Source organism: Mesorhizobium sp. M4A.F.Ca.ET.022.05.2.1, from assembly GCF_003998845.1.
Lineage (GTDB): Bacteria > Pseudomonadota > Alphaproteobacteria > Rhizobiales > Rhizobiaceae > Mesorhizobium.
The window spans coordinates 1-16570 of sequence record NZ_RZOJ01000099.1; the positions used below are offsets into that span (position 1 = coordinate 1).

Sequence of the window (16570 nt, forward strand, 5' to 3'; positions counted from 1 at the left end):
CATCCTCTGCCGGGTTCACCCAACATTTTTCCATTACGCCGATCAGGCCGCCCGCCATTCTCGCGGCCTTATTCAATCTGGCCTGGTCCATTCTGGCCAAGAAATTGATGTTGCTCTGCTCTCCTTGTCCTGCAGAGGCAGACGACATTGCGAAGCAAATACCGACGATGGATACCGCGAAAGCGTGCCCGAGTTTCATTCTTCCCCCGAATTGAATCCAGTAATGCAGGTTTGCACATCAGCTGAAGAACCCGCGAACGCGTGCCTGTTGATCAACCTTACGTAGAATATTTTCCGTTCACAACTACAGGAGCAAGCAATGTCGACACGCTGCGCAACCATCATATCCGATGGCGATGGGCAGGAAATCGTCAACGCCATCGCCGAGATCGAAAGTGCCGCGCCTCAGGTCGGGTTCGGCACGGTCGAGAAAGTCGCCGACGGCGTTCTCATCGGCATCGTGCGCGGCGGCCCGGTAAGCGCGGTCGGTGGTTTCGGCTTCCCCTAAGGAGCCGTAGTCGCTGATGAGCACAACGTCGGTGTCGCGCGTGCGGAGCCGAAGGACAAGGGTGACCAAGACGCGTGGCAAGGCCATGGATATCAAGCCGGCCGACGAACCCGCTAAGGATGGCGAAGCGGGCAACAGCACTGTCGGCGCCGATGCCAAGGCCGGCGAGTAAAACTGGCTACCCGCGATCGAAAAGGGTCGCGGCTTCGCCACCAGGTTCATCCGCCATACCAGCGCCAAAAGGTAACGACATCTGGAAGGGCGCCCAGCCGGCGAAAGCCTATCTTCGCCACGGTTGAAGATCTGTGGGCGGCAGCAGTCGAATATTTCGAATGGGTCGAGGCACCCCCCTGTGGGAGGCCAGGCCCTTCGCGTATCAGGGTGACGTCTGGATCCGCAGTTGTGCAAACTTGAGCGAGGCGCCTATTGGGGGTTCGAGTCGGGAGACCGCTACATCGCGAGACCCGCTATCGAAGAAGCATTCTTCTGCTATCGGCGATGCCCTGCATAGCCCGTAACGTCGCCGAAGATCGATCGAAATTGGGTGGCATGGCCCCCACGGTCTCGATATGCCAACTGCCCCTCACGGCGCACCGGAGGGGCGCTGCTTGAACCACAATCGTGCGCACATCGCACATAGATGCTATCAATGAAGATGCGCAGGGAGGGCGAACAATCGAATGGAAAATGAGGACAGGTCGCCAACCACATCTGATCGGCGAATCGCCTTGCTCATCGATGCTGACAATGTGTCCCACGGCAAGATCGCAGCGATACTGGCGGAACTTTCAAAATACGGCACGGCCAATATCCGTCGCGCCTATGGCGATTGGGCAAGCGCCAATCTCAGGAACTGGAAAGACAAGCTGCACAATTTTGCAATTCGGCCCATTCAACAGTTCACCTATTCCGCCGGCAAAAACGCCACCGATATTGCGCTTGTGATCGATGCAATGGAGCTTCTCTACACTCAAAAGCTTGACGCTTTCTGTTTGGCTTCCAGCGACGCCGATTTCACGCCACTAGTGATGCAGTTGAAGGCCAATGGACACGAAGTCTACGGATTTGGGGAACGCAAAACGCCCACACCGTTCATCAATGCCTGCACGACTTTCCTCTACCTCGATAGCCTGGACGATGCTGAGCAACCGACAACTCCTGTAGCCCCGGGCGAGAAACCAAAGACCAAAGCGGAATCGGCGGCCAGGTCTAAAAAGCCCGCCGACAAGCGAACGGGCAAGTCTCTATCGCAAGATACGACCCTCGTGACGATCCTGCGTGGCGCTGTGGAAGCCACGGCGCAAGACGATGGATGGGCAGCTATGTCATCGGCAGGAAGCGCAGCGAAACGACAGGCGCCCATCGATCCACGAAACTATGGAGTGAAGAACTTTCCGGCACTCTTCGCGGCGACTGGCCTCTTCGACATAATGAAGATGGAGAATGGGCAGAGCTACGTCGCAGACAAGCGGAACAAGGACCGCTCACCACAGCCGAGCCGATAGGGAGGCCGGCGGGCGCTTTTCTTGCCGGCCAACGCCATTACCAACGACAGGCCGAGGCAATTGAAAAAAATCGAGAATAGACTAGATGGTGCGGCTCGCCGGGCTGACCACAGTGTTGCCGTCGGGCGAACGCGGCCCGCGGAAACGAACGAGATGAGCAAGGTGATGAATCGGCTGGCGATCGCGCCAATGATGGACTGGACGGACTTCCTTTAATTTGTGCCCTTTGCGGGTCGATGTTGTAGAAAAAGTTGTACCGATATCGGCATAGAAAAGGCCCGGAAGCCGAAGCCGCCGGGCCATGTTTTTCCTCGTCACTGGGTGTGATCTCAATGAAGAGGCCGGAGCATACCACGGGGCTCGGCCATGCCGCCACGGCATCGAGTCAGTGCCCTTTCGGCATTGAAAAACCCGGCCACCGAAGCAGCCGGGCCAGTGTGTGCAATTTGCACACTCGGTCTATTTCACCGCGATCATCACAAAGCGGGCTTCATGATTGAGCATCACGCTAAATTCCGCGCCGTGGATAGCCTGCATCTTCTCGGCAAGGATGCGGGCCAGCACTTCGATTTCCTCGCCCTTCGCCCTTGCCTCGGCGACAGTCTTCCTGAAGATGTCAGTCATGGTAATCATGCTCCGGCTCGTCGCCAGCGTCCTGCTCCCCGTCGAAGAAAGCAACATCGGCGGCGGTGCCGACATCCATCAGGGCTAGGTGCCGATCCCGAGCGGCTGACCAGCCGAGAGACGGCTCGTGCTCGTCGCCGCTATCCTCGTAATCCGCCTCGTCCAGTTCCCGCTCGTCTATGTCCTCGCGGTCGTCATCCTCCAGGTCTTCGCTGTCCGCCTCCATCACGTCGAGCGCGGTGATCAACGCCGTGGCCTTGTCGAAGAGCGAGTTGAGTTCCTTCTCGATGGCTTGCCGCCATGTGCGAGGGTCCATCCCCTTCGGACAGGCGAAGGGCCTTAGTGTCGAGAGGTGCGCGTTCATTGCTGCTTCTCCCGCTCGACGCTCTCGATGGCGTTGTTGCCGGCCCTGTGGAGGACGTTTGAGAGGCGTAGGAGCCTGACGGCAAGGTAGAGGCGCACAAGGCGCGTTCTGAGCGCTGCTGAGGCCAGCAGCAGCCCTATGGCGGCGTAGGTCATGACAACCTCCGCTGGACAAGCAGGACGCGGCCGGAAAAGCGGCCGACGATCATTATCCGGTCAGCGGGCACAGCTTCGCCGGCAGCCGGAACATGGGTGTTCGGCATTGGATTTCTCCAGTCAGTTGTGATATTTACACTTGTGAAATTAGCACAAGGAAATCGAGTTGTGAAGTCTGCACAAGTGAGGATGGCCAGGGCGGCCTTGAACTGGTCTCTGGCCGATCTCTCAAAGGCTGCTGGCGTTCACCGGAACACCATTTCCAATTTCGAGACTGGGAAGTATGGCGGCTCGCCGGAGGCGATCGAGGCTATCCGAATCGCCCTGGAATCTGCCGGCGTCGAGTTCATCCCCGAGAACGGCGGCGGTGCCGGTGTGAGGCTGAAGAAATGATAAGGGTATTTTGCGCCGCCATGATTGTCGTCAGCGCGACCGGTGTCAGGGCGAGTGAGACAGTTGGCGTCTACATGCCGGGAAACGTGCTCAATGCCCAATGCCGAGCGTTCCTAGAGGTCAGACGGAGTGGGAACAAAGTGGAGACGGCGCAAGTGGCTTGGAACGCCAGCCAGTGCTACGGCTATGTCATGGGCATCCTGGACCATTTCAACGTTGCGAACGCGACAGCCGGTCACCAACAGGACCAGCTTGGATCATTCTGCATCCCCGAAGGCGCGGATTCGAAGGACGTGACAGAGGTGGTTGCGCGATTCCTGGACGAGCACCCGGAGAAACGATCTATTGCAGGCTACTATCTCGTTCGTCAGGCCCTTACTGAGAAGTATCCCTGCAACTGAATGGCGGACACGATTTCCCGGATCAATGACCTTCGTCCCTCTCTAGCGATGCTCGCCTGCGCGATCTGGTGCGATCGCGGCATTATGGAGCAAACTCACCACAAACAAACGATGATTGTTTATTTCCTTACGACGTCAAGGTAATGGGTCACGAGGAATAGGGTCTGCTGTTCTTCGTTTCGGAAACGAAGCTCAATATAGCCGCCGTCTTTCCAATCACTCTCCCAATCGACATGCTCAATCCCATGGATTCCCGCCGTGCGGCGGTAGCGATCCATTGCCTTGTCATCGGCGCGAAGCTTAACAGCTATTGGCAGCACCCATTTTTCCCTCTCATAAGGGGGACTTTGACAGCCACCTCAACCTCATCCCGCTTTGCCGCGAACCAGGGTTAGGATGTCTTCCAACGGATATAGCATTTTCGGCTGCTTGGTATTTTCCGAGTAGGCGGCGAATCCAAGGCTTTTGTAGAAGGCAGTGGAATCGTCATCCAATGACTGAAGCGTCAAAGCGTAGAAGCCAGCATGCTCCGAGATATTCGCCACCCTAGTGAAAACGTCCATCAGCAGGAATTCGCCCAATCCCTGTCTCCGATACTCATCGTGTACCCCTAAAAAGCTCAAATGCACGGCGGGAAATGCGACGTAGTTTTTGAGATACGTCTCTTTCCCGCCGGGAAGCTCTGCCACGCTGTCAGTTCCAAGCTGCAGAGAGTAGTAACCGATGCAGATGTTAGATGTTCCGATATGAGCGCAGAACGTCTTGTGTTCGTTCCTCCGCCCAGCCTTTTTGGCCTTGTTCTTTAGGAACTGATCGATAGGCCGGCGACCGCAAGCAAAGCGGTTCACTACCGTATCGTGAGAGTACGGCCTGATTTCAATCTTAGTGAGGTCGAGGCGAGGTTTGATCTGCACGTGCGCGATTTACTTTTTCGTACCTATCGCGCATTGCCTGAATTTTTGCGTTTGGTCCACCGTTCTCATTCTGAACGCGGCGCACAAACTCGGCTGCCTCTCGCTGCGTACGGAATTTCAACTTGCCATTATCGCTGGCAAGCGAATTCCACCATCTCATGAATTGATCTACAACGTAGGACACAGCTTGATCATCCGGTGACAGCAGGGGTAATGGAGTCAAACGCGTCACACATAATATCGTTCAAATGTCAATAACAGATTGATTGATTCGTGCCAACCCCGCTCGGTGGAGAAGCGGCAATTTGACCGGTAATTCATGCCTTTTTCGTCCGCGCCCCTGCCTCGCGCCAAGGACATGGCGTCCACCCCTTTCGCTTGTCTGGCGTCACGGCAAGGTTGGTGAATTGTAGGTTCCGATCGTCACGGCCCGCCGCTCGGCATTCGTGGCAGAAGATCACTTTGACCAGATCCCAATGCATAGCGCCATGATCCGGGCCTAAGCGCTTGGCCAACTCGGCCACGTTCAGGACCGCGTTCCGCCGGCATGTCAGGCAGTCGACGGAAAGCCCTGTGCCGGCTTCGAGCTTTTTGCCGAGCGTGTTTTCTACGAAGGGGAATTTCATTGTCATGGCGATCTCCGAAAAAAGAGGTCGCCGCACCGGAGAGGATTATATTCTTAGTTCGACAAGTTCGCCAAGGCTGGACAAAACATTAGCAACAGTTGACGAAGCACGGATGCCCGGCCTGCGGGGAAGTCGGGGGACTTAGGGTCGGACAGGCCGGGCTCTTACCCGGATGACAGGGCAGATGCACATTATGCGCCGCCTTTGCAGCGACTGACATTAACATTTTCTAACTAATGAAAGCCCGTCGCCCCGGAGAGAAGTGGCGACGGGCCTTGGACACAGAAGCGGACCATGACCGCTCCAGATACAACCGCGACCGCGAAGCTCTGTTCCATGTCCGTTCGTAAATATTAGCAACTTCTTGACGAAGCCCGTGGCCGCCCCAGACTCATTCCCATGGCGAAGGGCACCATCAAAGTCGGCGACGAGGTCGCGATCACCGCAACGGTGCGCAAGCGCGTTACAGAGGATCGGATCAGCGTATTGATCCCGAGCTATAACCAGCCTCACAGCATCGTGGACACGACACCGAATATAAGCAGCGGGCAGAAGATCGAGCTGATAGGCGAAGTCCTGCGCGTCGACGAGGAAACGGTGACGGTTGGCGGCAAGGATCTAGGCATCACGGTCAAACGCAGTGCCGTGCGGATCGTCGCCAGCCATGTGGCTCCGAAGCGGACAAAGCCTCTGGTCGATTAGGCTACCTAATTCGTCTGCGCGTTTCCTGAGTTTCAGGAACCAGCGCTGGCCGTTCCTAGGGCGCGATCGAGCTTGTGCCCTTTGGCGCGAAGAAGCACGTCCAAGTGTATCTCTGGTAGGTTTCGAATTGCGTATGAGGAATGACCGTCCGATGGAACGTCATCAGACGCTCGCACATGTGGTAACTATCATCTGGTGAGGACTGGACACGCTCTCTTGGGATAAACCACTCCGCTTCCTGATATCCATTCAAGTAGGCGGAGCCCGGCGGCCTGACGTAGTAGCCGTCTTTGGTCACCCTGACGTCGCCGGAGTCTATTGGGTGACAATCTTTGTTGCCGCAGCAAACGTGATGCAGAACGGGATCAACCTTGCCGGTATACCAGTCGTGGGCCTCGGCATCGCCTGCCAGGAACAGCCACACCAGTCCAAAATGCCTTTGCGAATGTCTCACGAAATTAGCCCTCGCGCTCGCAATAGCATTTTAGCGAAAGCTAATCTAGCAGCCTCAACCAGTAGATCCATTGGAGAACTCTAATGTTCCGATCTGGACTCACGCGCTGAAAGACAGCATTCTCCTCTCGGGGAGATAGGGGCGTGGGCAAAGTCTACCGTTACCCGGAGAATCGGTCTCGTCATTGGCGCAAGCGCACCAATGCCAGGCGATACCGTGCCCGGTGGCTTTCTCGCACGTGGATTAAGCTTGCATTGCTGGCGTTGGCTGCGGTTGGCGCTATGGTCTCCCAATTAACAGAAGGCCTTCCGGCTACAGTTGCGAACTGGTTCCGGCCGACGCCGGGACCGATGACCGGAGTTGCCTCGGTCATCGACGGCGATACGATCGAGATCCATGGGCAGCGCATCCGGTTCAACGGCATAGATGCGCCAGAGAGCAAGCAATACTGCGCTGATGCCAAGGGCTTCGAGTATGCTTGCGGCCGAGACGCCGCCAATGCGCTGGATGGCTTCCTTGCCACCTCAAGGCCCGTCCAGTGCACGTTTGTCTCTTGGGACAGCTATGGCCGATACGTTGGCGATTGCAAACGAGCGGACGGCACCAGCGTCGCTGCATGGATGGTAGAGCACGGCCAAGCCCTCGATTGGCCGAAGTACAGCGGTGGGGCCTACGCAGAGCAGCAGGCGAAGGCAAAGGCGGCAAAGATCGGTCTGTGGATCGGCACGTTTCAAGCGCCGTGGGAGTGGCGCCTGGATCATGGAGACAAGCCGTGGTCACAGGCCAGCCGGCCGCTCGGGATCGTCGGCAGGCAAGTCGCGCAGAGCTATTCCTGCCAGCCTCGCCTCACCTGTTCGCAGATTAGCTCATGCGACGAGGCGAACTGGTATCTCGCCAATTGCCCCTGGGGCGGCAAGCTCGACCGCGACAATGATGGCATTCCGTGTGAGACCCTGTGCTAGCCAAGCCTGAACTCGATCTCCAACAGCCAAGTCGTCGAACTCGTGGTGCCTGACGTCTGCCGAAGCTTATAATATCGGTAACTGGTCGAATTGGAGAACGTAACCGTCTCGACGCAGACGCCTCCCAGCGTGAAGCTGCTGCCCACGCCGGTATAGCTGGAATCGTCGTTTGACCCCTCAATGATCCAGGTGCCCTGCGACGCATCGGTATCCTGGAGCCACGTGAAGCCCGTGATGGTCTTGCCAGAACCGAAATCGAACTTGACTTCACGAGTCGATTGAGAAGCGTTGAACCAGCAAGCGTCCGCTGCCTGTGATAGATATGCCCCATCGACAAGGTTGTTTATCGTTCCGCCACCCAACGTGGCCGTCGTGCTGGTGGTGATGGATGCCGTGCGATTGCCGGTCTCGGCGGCATCACGGGATGTCGCATCACCGGTCGCGGCTATTCTGAACTCGATCTCTCGAAGCCACGGCCCTGAATTCGTTACCCCCGACGTCTGGCGAAGCCGGTAATAGCGATAAGCGGTCGAGTTGGTGAATTCGTAGAATGCTACCAGCGAACCGCCAGAGCCGAGTATGAAGGAGCTGCCGATCCCGGTGTACGTGCTGTCGTCGTTGGAGCCTTCGAAAACCCAGGTGCCGTGATTGCCGGTGGTGCCTTGCGACCACCTGAAGCCGTTGATGATCTTCTGCACACCAGAGCCGAAGTCGAATTTGACCTCACGAAGTGTCTGGCCGTTGTTGAACCGGCAGCCATCGGTTGAATTCGATCCATAGCCGCCATCGACAAGGTTATCGATGGTTCCGCCGCCGAGCGTGGCTGTGGTCGTGACAGTGACGGATGAGGTGCGGTCGCCGATACCGCCTGGGTTCCAATACGATGGCACAAGCGTGACAGGGGGCGTGCCGCCGCCTCCTAGGCTGGTCCATGAAGAAAAGTCGGGCGCAAGCAACGGCATCAGCCTACCTTTCGAAGATAGCGATCGAATATGGTTCGCAGATCGAGCGGGCGATATCCCTGACGCCAGCCGTGACATCGACAACAGCGCCCTCGATTTGATCATCGATGTTGACAGTCTGGATATCTGAGGGGTCGAAACCACCTCCGAAGACCATCAGATCGGTAAGAAAATCGGAGAGGTTGAATAGGTCGGTTCCGGTCGCGACATTGAATCGCGTCCTTATCGCCGCCGCCACATTCTTGGTCGTGATCAGCGTGTTTGAGGGGCCGTAATAATTGTACAGATTGGTTGCCGCGCTGCCCTTGGAAATCGACGTGGTGACGCCAGTCTGGAGGTTGGTGAACCGGTAAGCCGTGAGGTCCTGGTGATAAAACTCATCATCGAGCACCTGCATGTCAGGCGGTGCCAGATTCTGCGAGGTGGCTACCGGGATCTGATAGGGGACCGATGCCGTCCAGACGGTTGAACTGGTAGCCCCATCAATCCTCGTGGCCGTGCCGTTGTCCGTCCAGACCACGATGTCATCGTCGTGGAAAACCGCATAAACAAGATCGTCCGCGAACGTCGAAAATTCGACCGTCGTGGTCACAAAGCCGGCGGCGTTGATCGTGACCTTCCAAAGGCTGCTGCCGGCGCAGACCCACATATCGCAGTCGCTATCCCGAACTTCTCCAGATGCGATGCATTGCGGAACGCCCCGGCCGTCCCAAGACGCACCGCTGATGGACAGCCGGCTGATGGCAGAGTCGGTGAAGCGGTAGATCGATACATAGCCGAGATGGAAAGAAGCGATCAGCGCCAGGCCAGTGCCGGTCGGAAGCACGCATGCACCCGCACAGCAAACGGTTTGGCCGGCATCGCCAATCGGGTCAACGGCCTCTGCCACAGAGACACCCGTGATCGGGTTCAGGATGAGCGGATAGGTGCCGCCGCCGGAGCCGGGCACGAAGCCGACCGTCAGGATGCGATCGAGGTAATGGAAGTACCGGAACAAGCCGAAGCCAAGGCTGGAATAGGCGCGGCCAAGTCCGCTCACCTGGATGGCGTAGATCTCCCGCAGCGCTGAGATCGAGAAGCGCCGGATCATGCCGATGTCATCGGAGTAGCCGTAGAAGGTGTCACTGTCGGGGTCGATCGATGCCCAGGTCCTCACCTCGTCCGAATAGAATGCCTGGAAGCTGGATGCCTGAACGGCAGAGCTGGTACTCTGTATGAATTCGGCTTCGACGGTCGGCGGTGCTCCAAAGTCCTGAATTGGGAAGTCGGTCAGAACGATATCGATATAGCCGCGATGGGCGGAAACGTTGTTCGCGCCCTCTTCCTTGACCATGGTAGGGTCTCGGTCCTGGGTGCTTCGGCCGTCGTAGAAGCGGAACTTCAAGCCCTTGGCCCGGTATCCCGTCGTGTTGTCGTAGACCAGTTTCCCCTGAGCCCAGATCCGTTTTACGGCCCAGGTTGAATCAGGCACCAGCGGGCGGGCGAAGCGCAGGCGGCAGGACATCAGAGTGGTGGTGGTCGTTACCGTGTCCCACCATTCCATGTGGGTCTCGGTGACGGTGATGATCGGCGCGCACCAGATATAGGCGCCCGGAAGGCGTGCTTTCCCGTAAATGACCGGGATCGTCTGGCCATAAGCCGATGTCGGGAGGGTCGTCTGGACAGGTGACGGTTCGGCAACTGTTGGAGCGGTTGGTGAGCCCCACCCACCCCAACTTCCGATACGGCGTGCGTTTATGCCGTTGATGCCCATTAGCAGCCCCCCGCGCAATAACTGAGAAGATTTGCAAGCGGATTTGCTGGACGCCGCGCAAGGCTGATTTCTCCCAGATGAAACACTCGCTTGCAGAAACGGCTTTTCGTCCCCGCAATGGGCCTCGCCAGACAGACCATGTTGGCGCCTCTCGACAGCCCGGTGATCTCGCCGGCTTCGATCATCTCAAAGGCGCGCCGGCCGCCGATTGAACAGAGGTCCAGCCGGCCCACGGCAAGCAACCCGATCTCGTCCTCGCTGAACTGCAACCAGCGACCGATCTCCTCGCCATCATGTTCGAAAAGCATCCTCGGAGCGAAGGTGCCGCTGGCGATCAGGTGCAAGAATGAGCCGGCACCGATGACATCATCTTCGCCGTCGTGGGCTGCGATGTTCCAAGCTATTGCGTGGCCGGCTATCATTCCCATGGCTTTGGACCTTCGGTATGCGAGCGCAGTTGCCGGCCGCCGGTCTCTGGCCGCATGGTCGACTGTGGCGCGATCCGCAGCGACGTCGCCAAGCTCTTCAGGACCTGAGCCGCCTTGCTATGTTCCCGGATGAGCCGCAGATGACCATCGAGGTCGTAGGGGTTTGCTTCGTGCGCAGCCTGGTGCACCAGTTGGCCGAGACGGCGCATGCTGACGACTTGGCGACAATAGGCTGACAGAACCGGCAAGGCCCCCGCGACGATCCAACTCGCTGGAAGGCTATCCACGACCGCCCGCCAGACCTCCGCCTCTTCGTCGGTCAGCGAATAATCAGCGTCCGGACGCTGCTCGATCCGGGGTATCTGAAGCGCCGCTAACTCCAGCTCTGCAGATGATGTCCGGCCTCTTTTTCTCATCACGGAAACCTTTTTTCTACACGAATAGCGCGACAAACTGCCCGAGCGGTAAGACGCTTGATGTCAACCCAGGACGCGAATACCCCCCCGGCCTTCTGGTCGGCGGCTTGTCCTTCGGCGGCGCGTTGTTGTCGTTGGCTGCCTGCATCAGTGCAGTTCCGTCGTGGGTGCGTTCGGTTCGAGAGCGATACGGGTGAGGCAAGAGACCAAGGCTGCCTGTTCGGCTTTGGTCGGCTTGCGCTCGAAGTGATTGACGAAGGCCAAGACGGCGCGTTGGCATATCAGCTTGATCTGCTGTTCGGTCATCGTGTGGCGTCCCTTCCGTCTCGGCCTTTCTTGACCATGAGCCGCCAACCCACACCGTCGCCTGGACGCACACCTCGTGATGCGTCGAGTTCGCAATGCCACGTGCTACCACCGTGCGTAATCATGTCGCCGCGCTTGTAGGTTTCCTCGTTCGCCCAGACGCCGCGATACTGCGTGGCGGGTCGCTCTTCCAATTCCTTCACGCGGGCTTCGAGTGCCTTGCACCGCTCGCCAAGCCAGATGAATTGCGCCCTTGAGACGCCGATATTCGTGCAGGCAAAGTCCAGACCGATGCGCGTATCCGGATGCAGACCATCCTTGCGGAAGTTGTCCATGGTCTGGGCGACGCAAATCTCCACCAAGTCCAACAGCCCTTGGGCGAAGGTGTCGTGATTGTCGTCTGTCCTGACAACGCTGGGGTATTTGACCTGCTTGCGCAGAAGCGTCTCGTCGATCTCCCACGCGCGGTGTTGGACAGGTGAGGCTTTCGGCTTAGGAGCGATGATCTCCGAAGCCTCGCCGATCTCGATCTTGAAACGCTTGTCGCGTAGTTGGCCGATCAAGCCGTCGATGGTGTCGATCTCGGTCTTGAGCCGACTCTGCATCTCCATGCTCTGGTCGAGCGCATGCTTGTCGGTGTCGGCCTTGAACAGCGCCTGCTTCTCGGCGATCTGCTTGCCTAGCCGCGCAATCTCGCTGTCAACCTTGGCGAGGTCAGAGGCGCGCTGATCGACGATGATGGGCCGCTTCGTCATTTCGAGCGCTTCCAAGCATCGAGTTCGCGCTGATAGCGGTATTCTTCTCTGGCGAGACGTAGGCGGCGCTCGACGGCGGTCTCATTCAGCTTGACCGTGACATGCTTCCTCGGGCGCGGCGGGCCGCCATTAAGCGTCACTGGCCGGTTTTTTGGCTTGGTCATTTTGGCACCTCGATTTCATGGACGAGACCGTTAGCCAAGCACCATGCGAGCGGTTGCGGCTCATCCTTGGCGGCTTCGATCGCGAGTTCGGCGAGATCGGCACCGGATCGGTCGGCGACGACGTTGAGGTACAGGCTGTCAGTCCGCCGCAACCGGCGCGCCGCCTCGATGTGCCTGTACATGGTCCAGCGGTCGCGAGGATCGGGAAGGTCGGCGGTCAAGTGCAGCATATATACGGTGTTCGCCGACGCCACGCGATGATCGCAGGCCACACTGATGAGTGCGCCGGCCGACTGGCAGCGCTTGCCGAGTTTTGCGCGCTTCGACGTTGCCGCATGCCACCGTATCGCGCGAAATATCCGAACTGCCGCGTCGAAGTCTCCGCCCTCGCTGTCGATGAAAACCTCGATGCCGGGCGACAGGCGAGCCGCGTGCAGTTGGTCGCAGACGGCAGTGGCCATCGCGTCGTCGACTTCGCCGATCATGCGGATCTCGGCAACCTCTGCGACTGACATGCAAACATGCTGGTCGCGGTCGATCTCGGCCTTGGCGCGGACCTTGGTCATCAACTGATCGCAGGGCTCGAAGCCGCTGTGACGGCGCTCCAGGGCTGCCGGGAGAAATTCCGCGATTGCGCCCTCAAGCGCAGCGATGCGGGCGAGGAGGTCGGCGCTCATGCTGATCAATTCCGGTCAGCGTGCTTCAGCGCGGCGCGGACGAGTCCAAGCCGCTCAATCGTCGGCGCGCAGATGCCGGGAAGGCGGCTGATCTTGGAAAGGTCGACGCCGGCCGCCACGGCTCGGGCTCTGAAAGCCGCGCCATGGCCAAGCAGGGTTTCGAGATGGTCGATCGCCTCATCGATAGCGGTTCTCAGCCTGCCGATCGGCTCCAGAACGGTCGGCCCGATGCTGGCCTCGAAGGCTTGGATTTCCTCGTCGCGACGAGCCCTTGCATTAGATTCGGCATCGAAAAGCGGCTGCAGCGTAGCGCCGATCTCGTCGACTTCCTTCGCCGTGATCCGTGGCGGCTGCCCCGCAACCTGGTTGAAATACTGCCGGCCCGCCTCGATATGGCGGCCCTGGGCTTCCTGCCGTGCAGCGGTGGCGATGCGGAGCGCTTCCTCTGCCTCTGCGATCGACGCGGGCTTTTCGGGAAGCGTGAGCAGCGTTGCGAAGTTGGGCGGCGCGGCGGGCTTCAGACGGGCGAGCATGTGTGACTCCGGTTGATTTCAGTGATTCTAACCCAGGCCGGCTATCCGTAACCGGCGAGGCTGTTACGCTTAGGCGAAACGCTTGGCGAACTTCCTGCACATCTCGGAGAAGGCTTCGCGAACCTTGGCCGGGTCGTGCTCGTCCTGTGGATTAAGGTCGTTCGAACCGATCAGGGCATCCCTCATCAGCTTGTCGATCTCGTAGCCGGACGGGATTGCCTCAGCGCGCCCGACTTTCTCGCGATGATCGCCGACGCGGCAGACGTCGCTGCAAAACTTCGCGTCGCTTCTCTTGTCGGCGAGGCTGCCGCCGCAGTTCTGGCATTGCCGCGCCATCAGCATGGAAGCCACCCGGCGACGGCGGCCAGGACGATGGCGAGGGCTGTGAGGGTGAACGAGCCGATCATGCCGCCGCCCCCCTGTGCCCATCACGTGCCAGTAGAAGCTCGGCACGCTTGCCAGTCTTTCCAGGGAGGGCGGCTGCTGAGCGGAGATAGCTGAGATAGGGAGCGATGTCCTTGCGGCTCTCCATCATGCGCTCGATCATCGAGAGCATGGCGGCGACACTTGGAGGATTTTCCGGCCCTTCAGGGCCCGCTTCGCGGGATATATTAATTTTGTTTTTATCTTCTAATATATTCTCATCAGCAAGCCTTTGATCCCTAACGATATTCTCAGAAACTCGGTTACCGATCTGGCCATTTTCGGTTACCGATCTCGGAATTTCGCTAACCGATATGTTACCGATCTCGCCGAGGGATTGGTAACCGCCTCTGTTACCGATTTGCTTGGTGTAGGTGGCGTCGAACTCGGTATAGATGACCTTGTAGATGCGCTGCCGGCCATCCATTGGGTTCGGCTTCACACTGATGTAGCCAAAGCCGTTCAGCGTCGTGATCGAGCGTGACACGCTGTTGGTATGGGCACCGACGAGTTGGGCCAGACGCTTCGGGCTGGCGAAGCAGCCAGTCCCGTTCGCGCCCAGGCGGTCATGATAGCCGATGGCCATGAGCACGCGGAGATCCAGGGAAGTCAGGTTCTCCGCGCCCATCACCCTCGCCGGCACCGGGGAATAGATGGGCTTGCTGCTCATCCGGCCCTCCAGCCCAACAAGATCGACCGCAGCGATTCCTGCTCGGCCGCATTCACTTTTTCGCAACGCGCCCAGGCCACCGGCTCTATGAGTGCATTGATCTCATCCTCGACACACTCGCGCAGGTCGCGCGGGTCCATCGCGTCGAGTTCCCAGCACTGTGTTCCGTGGTTTTGGACGAACCAGCCATAGCGCTTGTCGGCGCGCTTGTCGGAGGCAGGGAAAGATGGAAGGCCTGCGGTCTGACCTGGCGTCAGAGCGATGCGCCGAAACCGTACATGGTTCCCACCGTATTCGGCTATGCGCCGCGGCAGGTCGACCTCGGACATGTAGAGGCCACTCGGATCAAAATCACCGACGTATAGGACAACCAGGTCTCGCCCATCATCGTCTTGAGCGATGTCGTTGACGGCGGTCGCGCTGGCGAAGCCGTGCATGACACGGAAGCCAACCGCGTAGTGATCGAGGACCGGCTTCAGGACGCCGCGAACCGTGCCTTTCTCGGACCACACCTCGACGCGGTGCGGCTGCTGGTTCCAGAAGTCGCGACGATAGGACCGGGCCACCGTGCGGGCGAACTGGTCCGGATTGTCCCAGGCCGAAACCCGCTCCAGTTCGCGCGTCTCGTCGACGATCCAGTGCCATGGGATGTCGTCCTGCTCGCGCGCGATCCGCAGGAGGCGATAGACCTTCTGCATGTCGTTGGTCGACATCGACGCGATCAGGCCGGCGGTGAACAGCTTGTAGCCGATGCCGCGGCCGGTGATCGGCTGCACTGTCTTGGCGATGTCGTGCATCGCCTGGATCAGTGCGACCGATGCCTGAGCCATGCCGCGGACCTTTTTCAATCCCGGTTGAATTTGCTCGGTCATGCCGCGCCTCCGTAAGCGAGCCGGGCAGTAGCCAGAGCCAACGGAACCGACATCGGGAAGCGGCGCATGATGCGAGCAGCTTGCAGGCTGGTGAGGCTTTCGCTAAAGTCGCTGGTATCGATTGCCGCCAAGCTTTTCGATATTTCCAGCGAGCCGACCTTTGCCGAGGTCGGTTTTCGCATTTTAGGAGGAAGCGTCTGCATCGGCACCTCCCCAGTCCTGCCTAAGATTCGCGAGCCGAAGCACTGTCACGGCTTCGAGTGGTGAGATGCCGAACCGGCGGCGCAGCGCGGGAATATGCGGCCTTTCGCAAGTGAGCTGATTCTGGGTGAACCAGGCGACCGCCTCTTCAAGATGGCCGGCGTCCTGGTGGCAGAGCGTGGGGATAGGTTGCTTGTTCATCACGCTGCCCTCCTGATTTCGGTGGAGCGGCAATTGGCGGCGATGAACTGGCGAATTTCCGGGCTGTCGACAAACCATTCACACAGGGGGTGACGAGAGGTTTTGAGCCTCTGGAAGCGAGCATGAACGCGGGCTTCCTCTGTGATCCCGCCGGGAATGGTTCCAAGCAGTTCAATCGGACGGCGGCCGCCTGGAGCAGGTCGGATATACTTTAGTTGGTTCAGCCGGCGTGGAAGGTTGGCGGAATAGCCGATCTTGATAGCCGGGCCGCTTTTGACGAAGTAGACGACGCTCTGCATTACGCCGCCTCCCCATCGAACTGCCAGATGCGGGAGCGCGCCTGCTGTTCGAGCCATGCGGCAACGTCTTCCGGCCGGTAGCGAACATTGGCGCCGATCTTCAGATATTTCGGGCCGGTTCCCTTCTGCCGAGCATGCTCAAGCCAGGACTTGGATGTGCCGATCGCCTCTGCAGTCTGCTCGGTGTTGAGCAGCGGCTTTGCTGGCGTCATTTTGGTCTCCTTACCAACTCGCCACACGGGATTGTGAGGCGTTGGTAAGGGCTGTAACCGGCTGCTTGGGACGCTTAGCCGCTAGTGTCT

At 58.9% G+C, this 16570-nt stretch carries 30 protein-coding genes; 7 read left to right on the forward strand and 23 right to left on the reverse strand.

Annotated elements, in window-relative coordinates; genetic code table 11:
• Positions 1–199, reverse strand: a 199-nt coding sequence (locus tag EN745_RS36530) for a hypothetical protein (protein ID WP_210213752.1), incomplete at its 3' end; no start/stop codon positions are given.
• 120 nt (positions 200–319) lie between these two features.
• Between EN745_RS36530 and EN745_RS13560 the strand changes: the two genes are divergently transcribed.
• From EN745_RS13560 to EN745_RS13565, 3 genes are all read left to right on the forward strand, one after another.
• Positions 320–508 carry a hypothetical protein gene (locus EN745_RS13560; protein ID WP_127421483.1) on the forward strand — a complete coding sequence of 63 codons (189 nt, stop codon included), beginning with the start codon at positions 320–322 and terminating at the stop codon, positions 506–508.
• A gap of 16 nt (positions 509–524) precedes the next feature.
• Positions 525–680 carry a hypothetical protein gene (locus tag EN745_RS36070; RefSeq protein WP_189363037.1) on the forward strand — a complete coding sequence of 52 codons (156 nt, stop codon included), beginning with the start codon at positions 525–527 and terminating at the stop codon, positions 678–680.
• Positions 681–1188: 508 nt separating this feature from the next.
• Positions 1189–2013: an NYN domain-containing protein gene (locus EN745_RS13565; RefSeq protein ID WP_127421484.1), complete on the forward strand. Its 825-nt coding sequence runs from the start codon at positions 1189–1191 to the stop codon at positions 2011–2013.
• A 459-nt stretch (positions 2014–2472) separates the two neighbouring features.
• On the opposite strand, the gene EN745_RS36075 is transcribed toward EN745_RS13565, so the two are convergent.
• The 3 genes from EN745_RS36075 to EN745_RS36080 are packed head-to-tail and all read right to left on the reverse strand — an operon-like array spanning position 2473 to position 3156.
• Complete coding sequence (locus EN745_RS36075) at positions 2473–2637, reverse strand: hypothetical protein (protein ID WP_189363038.1); 165 nt, start codon at positions 2635–2637, stop codon at positions 2473–2475.
• Positions 2630–3001: a hypothetical protein gene (locus tag EN745_RS13570; protein ID WP_127421485.1), complete on the reverse strand. Its 372-nt coding sequence runs from the start codon at positions 2999–3001 to the stop codon at positions 2630–2632. Before EN745_RS13570 ends, EN745_RS36075 begins: the two co-directional genes overlap by 8 nt.
• Complete coding sequence (locus tag EN745_RS36080) at positions 2998–3156, reverse strand: hypothetical protein (RefSeq protein ID WP_189363039.1); 159 nt, start codon at positions 3154–3156, stop codon at positions 2998–3000. The genes EN745_RS13570 and EN745_RS36080 overlap by 4 nt, the downstream gene beginning before the upstream one ends.
• A 96-nt stretch (positions 3157–3252) precedes the next feature.
• Here EN745_RS36080 and EN745_RS13575 point away from each other — a divergent pair, with 96 nt between their 5' ends.
• Both EN745_RS13575 and EN745_RS13580 read left to right on the forward strand, forming a co-directional pair.
• Positions 3253–3549, forward strand: a complete 297-nt coding sequence (locus EN745_RS13575; protein ID WP_245487714.1) for a helix-turn-helix transcriptional regulator — start codon at positions 3253–3255, stop codon at positions 3547–3549.
• Between the two features lie 74 nt (positions 3550–3623).
• Positions 3624–3950 carry a Rap1a/Tai family immunity protein gene (locus EN745_RS13580; protein WP_245487716.1) on the forward strand — a complete coding sequence of 109 codons (327 nt, stop codon included), beginning with the start codon at positions 3624–3626 and terminating at the stop codon, positions 3948–3950.
• 119 nt (positions 3951–4069) lie between these two features.
• On the opposite strand, the gene EN745_RS13585 is transcribed toward EN745_RS13580, so the two are convergent.
• From EN745_RS13585 to EN745_RS13595, 3 genes are all read right to left on the reverse strand, one after another.
• Positions 4070–4270 carry a hypothetical protein gene (locus tag EN745_RS13585; protein ID WP_127421487.1) on the reverse strand — a complete coding sequence of 67 codons (201 nt, stop codon included), beginning with the start codon at positions 4268–4270 and terminating at the stop codon, positions 4070–4072.
• A gap of 45 nt (positions 4271–4315) precedes the next feature.
• Positions 4316–4798 carry a GNAT family N-acetyltransferase gene (locus EN745_RS13590; protein WP_189363040.1) on the reverse strand — a complete coding sequence of 161 codons (483 nt, stop codon included), beginning with the start codon at positions 4796–4798 and terminating at the stop codon, positions 4316–4318.
• A 383-nt stretch (positions 4799–5181) separates the two neighbouring features.
• Entirely contained in the window at positions 5182–5496 is a 315-nt protein-coding gene (locus EN745_RS13595; protein ID WP_127421489.1) for a hypothetical protein, read from the reverse strand.
• A 393-nt stretch (positions 5497–5889) separates the two neighbouring features.
• Here EN745_RS13595 and EN745_RS13600 point away from each other — a divergent pair, with 393 nt between their 5' ends.
• Entirely contained in the window at positions 5890–6192 is a 303-nt protein-coding gene (locus EN745_RS13600; protein ID WP_127421490.1) for a hypothetical protein, read from the forward strand.
• A gap of 597 nt (positions 6193–6789) precedes the next feature.
• The gene (locus EN745_RS13610) at positions 6790–7608 is read left to right on the forward strand and encodes a thermonuclease family protein (protein WP_245487715.1); all 819 of its coding nucleotides are present in this window, start codon (positions 6790–6792) and stop codon (positions 7606–7608) included.
• Here EN745_RS13610 and EN745_RS13615 read toward each other — a convergent pair.
• The 16 genes from EN745_RS13615 to EN745_RS13680 form a co-directional block, all read right to left on the reverse strand.
• Complete coding sequence (locus tag EN745_RS13615) at positions 7605–8570, reverse strand: hypothetical protein (RefSeq protein WP_127421491.1); 966 nt, start codon at positions 8568–8570, stop codon at positions 7605–7607. The two genes, EN745_RS13610 and EN745_RS13615, sit on opposite strands and share 4 nt — an antisense overlap.
• A gap of 4 nt (positions 8571–8574) precedes the next feature.
• Entirely contained in the window at positions 8575–10323 is a 1749-nt protein-coding gene (locus tag EN745_RS13620) for a hypothetical protein (protein ID WP_127421492.1), read from the reverse strand.
• On the reverse strand, positions 10323–10751 hold the full coding sequence (locus EN745_RS13625) for an HK97 family phage prohead protease (RefSeq protein ID WP_127421493.1): 429 nt from the start codon (positions 10749–10751) through the stop codon (positions 10323–10325). The genes EN745_RS13620 and EN745_RS13625 overlap by 1 nt, the downstream gene beginning before the upstream one ends.
• Positions 10742–11167 carry a hypothetical protein gene (locus tag EN745_RS13630; RefSeq protein ID WP_145992023.1) on the reverse strand — a complete coding sequence of 142 codons (426 nt, stop codon included), beginning with the start codon at positions 11165–11167 and terminating at the stop codon, positions 10742–10744. Before EN745_RS13630 ends, EN745_RS13625 begins: the two co-directional genes overlap by 10 nt.
• 147 nt (positions 11168–11314) lie before the next feature.
• Positions 11315–11473, reverse strand: coding sequence for a hypothetical protein (locus EN745_RS36085; protein WP_189363041.1), 159 nt, complete (start codon positions 11471–11473; stop codon positions 11315–11317).
• On the reverse strand, positions 11470–12228 hold the full coding sequence (locus EN745_RS13635; RefSeq protein WP_127421495.1) for a hypothetical protein: 759 nt from the start codon (positions 12226–12228) through the stop codon (positions 11470–11472). The genes EN745_RS36085 and EN745_RS13635 overlap by 4 nt, the downstream gene beginning before the upstream one ends.
• Positions 12225–12392, reverse strand: coding sequence for a hypothetical protein (locus tag EN745_RS36090; RefSeq protein WP_189363042.1), 168 nt, complete (start codon positions 12390–12392; stop codon positions 12225–12227). Before EN745_RS36090 ends, EN745_RS13635 begins: the two co-directional genes overlap by 4 nt.
• A complete protein-coding gene (locus tag EN745_RS13640) occupies positions 12389–13069 on the reverse strand; it encodes an ATP-dependent Clp protease proteolytic subunit (RefSeq protein WP_127421496.1) in 681 nt (226 codons plus the stop codon). The genes EN745_RS36090 and EN745_RS13640 overlap by 4 nt, the downstream gene beginning before the upstream one ends.
• A gap of 5 nt (positions 13070–13074) precedes the next feature.
• Positions 13075–13602, reverse strand: a complete 528-nt coding sequence (locus tag EN745_RS13645; protein ID WP_127421497.1) for a hypothetical protein — start codon at positions 13600–13602, stop codon at positions 13075–13077.
• Positions 13603–13671: 69 nt separating this feature from the next.
• Entirely contained in the window at positions 13672–13944 is a 273-nt protein-coding gene (locus tag EN745_RS13650) for a hypothetical protein (RefSeq protein ID WP_127421498.1), read from the reverse strand.
• A 61-nt stretch (positions 13945–14005) separates the two neighbouring features.
• The gene (locus EN745_RS13655) at positions 14006–14695 is read right to left on the reverse strand and encodes a helix-turn-helix domain-containing protein (RefSeq protein WP_127421499.1); all 690 of its coding nucleotides are present in this window, start codon (positions 14693–14695) and stop codon (positions 14006–14008) included.
• Positions 14692–15567 (reverse strand): hypothetical protein, encoded by an 876-nt coding sequence (locus EN745_RS13660; RefSeq protein WP_127421500.1) that lies wholly within the window; start codon positions 15565–15567, stop codon positions 14692–14694. The genes EN745_RS13655 and EN745_RS13660 overlap by 4 nt, the downstream gene beginning before the upstream one ends.
• Positions 15564–15770, reverse strand: coding sequence for a hypothetical protein (locus EN745_RS13665; protein WP_127421501.1), 207 nt, complete (start codon positions 15768–15770; stop codon positions 15564–15566). Before EN745_RS13665 ends, EN745_RS13660 begins: the two co-directional genes overlap by 4 nt.
• Positions 15751–15969: a hypothetical protein gene (locus tag EN745_RS13670; RefSeq protein WP_127421502.1), complete on the reverse strand. Its 219-nt coding sequence runs from the start codon at positions 15967–15969 to the stop codon at positions 15751–15753. The genes EN745_RS13665 and EN745_RS13670 overlap by 20 nt, the downstream gene beginning before the upstream one ends.
• Entirely contained in the window at positions 15969–16268 is a 300-nt protein-coding gene (locus EN745_RS13675; RefSeq protein ID WP_189363043.1) for a GIY-YIG nuclease family protein, read from the reverse strand. The genes EN745_RS13670 and EN745_RS13675 overlap by 1 nt, the downstream gene beginning before the upstream one ends.
• Entirely contained in the window at positions 16268–16480 is a 213-nt protein-coding gene (locus tag EN745_RS13680) for a helix-turn-helix domain-containing protein (RefSeq protein ID WP_127421504.1), read from the reverse strand. The genes EN745_RS13675 and EN745_RS13680 overlap by 1 nt, the downstream gene beginning before the upstream one ends.
• Positions 16481–16570: the final 90 nt, after the last annotated feature.

Excerpts from the sequence above, each read along its gene's own strand:
- EN745_RS13665 (WP_127421501.1), bottom strand. The coding sequence starts at position 15,770 with ATGCAGACGCTTCCTCCTAAAATGCGAAAACCGACCTCGGCAAAGGTC.
- EN745_RS13560 (WP_127421483.1), top strand. The coding sequence starts at position 320 with ATGTCGACACGCTGCGCAACCATCATATCCGATGGCGATGGGCAGGAA.
- EN745_RS13635 (WP_127421495.1), bottom strand. The coding sequence starts at position 12,228 with ATGACGAAGCGGCCCATCATCGTCGATCAGCGCGCCTCTGACCTCGCC.
- EN745_RS13645 (WP_127421497.1), bottom strand. The coding sequence starts at position 13,602 with ATGCTCGCCCGTCTGAAGCCCGCCGCGCCGCCCAACTTCGCAACGCTG.
- EN745_RS36070 (WP_189363037.1), top strand. The coding sequence starts at position 525 with ATGAGCACAACGTCGGTGTCGCGCGTGCGGAGCCGAAGGACAAGGGTG.
- EN745_RS13570 (WP_127421485.1), bottom strand. The coding sequence starts at position 3,001 with ATGAACGCGCACCTCTCGACACTAAGGCCCTTCGCCTGTCCGAAGGGG.
- EN745_RS13615 (WP_127421491.1), bottom strand. The coding sequence starts at position 8,570 with ATGCCGTTGCTTGCGCCCGACTTTTCTTCATGGACCAGCCTAGGAGGC.
- EN745_RS13670 (WP_127421502.1), bottom strand. The coding sequence starts at position 15,969 with ATGAACAAGCAACCTATCCCCACGCTCTGCCACCAGGACGCCGGCCAT.
- EN745_RS13565 (WP_127421484.1), top strand. The coding sequence starts at position 1,189 with ATGGAAAATGAGGACAGGTCGCCAACCACATCTGATCGGCGAATCGCC.
- EN745_RS13660 (WP_127421500.1), bottom strand. The coding sequence starts at position 15,567 with ATGACCGAGCAAATTCAACCGGGATTGAAAAAGGTCCGCGGCATGGCT.
- EN745_RS36075 (WP_189363038.1), bottom strand. The coding sequence starts at position 2,637 with ATGACTGACATCTTCAGGAAGACTGTCGCCGAGGCAAGGGCGAAGGGC.
- EN745_RS13675 (WP_189363043.1), bottom strand. The coding sequence starts at position 16,268 with ATGCAGAGCGTCGTCTACTTCGTCAAAAGCGGCCCGGCTATCAAGATC.
- EN745_RS13620 (WP_127421492.1), bottom strand. The coding sequence starts at position 10,323 with ATGGGCATCAACGGCATAAACGCACGCCGTATCGGAAGTTGGGGTGGG.
- EN745_RS13580 (WP_245487716.1), top strand. The coding sequence starts at position 3,624 with ATGCCGGGAAACGTGCTCAATGCCCAATGCCGAGCGTTCCTAGAGGTC.
- EN745_RS13595 (WP_127421489.1), bottom strand. The coding sequence starts at position 5,496 with ATGACAATGAAATTCCCCTTCGTAGAAAACACGCTCGGCAAAAAGCTC.
- EN745_RS13630 (WP_145992023.1), bottom strand. The coding sequence starts at position 11,167 with ATGAGAAAAAGAGGCCGGACATCATCTGCAGAGCTGGAGTTAGCGGCG.
- EN745_RS13640 (WP_127421496.1), bottom strand. The coding sequence starts at position 13,069 with ATGAGCGCCGACCTCCTCGCCCGCATCGCTGCGCTTGAGGGCGCAATC.
- EN745_RS13655 (WP_127421499.1), bottom strand. The coding sequence starts at position 14,695 with ATGAGCAGCAAGCCCATCTATTCCCCGGTGCCGGCGAGGGTGATGGGC.
- EN745_RS13680 (WP_127421504.1), bottom strand. The coding sequence starts at position 16,480 with ATGACGCCAGCAAAGCCGCTGCTCAACACCGAGCAGACTGCAGAGGCG.
- EN745_RS36090 (WP_189363042.1), bottom strand. The coding sequence starts at position 12,392 with ATGACCAAGCCAAAAAACCGGCCAGTGACGCTTAATGGCGGCCCGCCG.
- EN745_RS36080 (WP_189363039.1), bottom strand. The coding sequence starts at position 3,156 with ATGACCTACGCCGCCATAGGGCTGCTGCTGGCCTCAGCAGCGCTCAGA.
- EN745_RS36085 (WP_189363041.1), bottom strand. The coding sequence starts at position 11,473 with ATGACCGAACAGCAGATCAAGCTGATATGCCAACGCGCCGTCTTGGCC.
- EN745_RS13650 (WP_127421498.1), bottom strand. The coding sequence starts at position 13,944 with ATGCTGATGGCGCGGCAATGCCAGAACTGCGGCGGCAGCCTCGCCGAC.
- EN745_RS13600 (WP_127421490.1), top strand. The coding sequence starts at position 5,890 with ATGGCGAAGGGCACCATCAAAGTCGGCGACGAGGTCGCGATCACCGCA.
- EN745_RS13625 (WP_127421493.1), bottom strand. The coding sequence starts at position 10,751 with ATGGGAATGATAGCCGGCCACGCAATAGCTTGGAACATCGCAGCCCAC.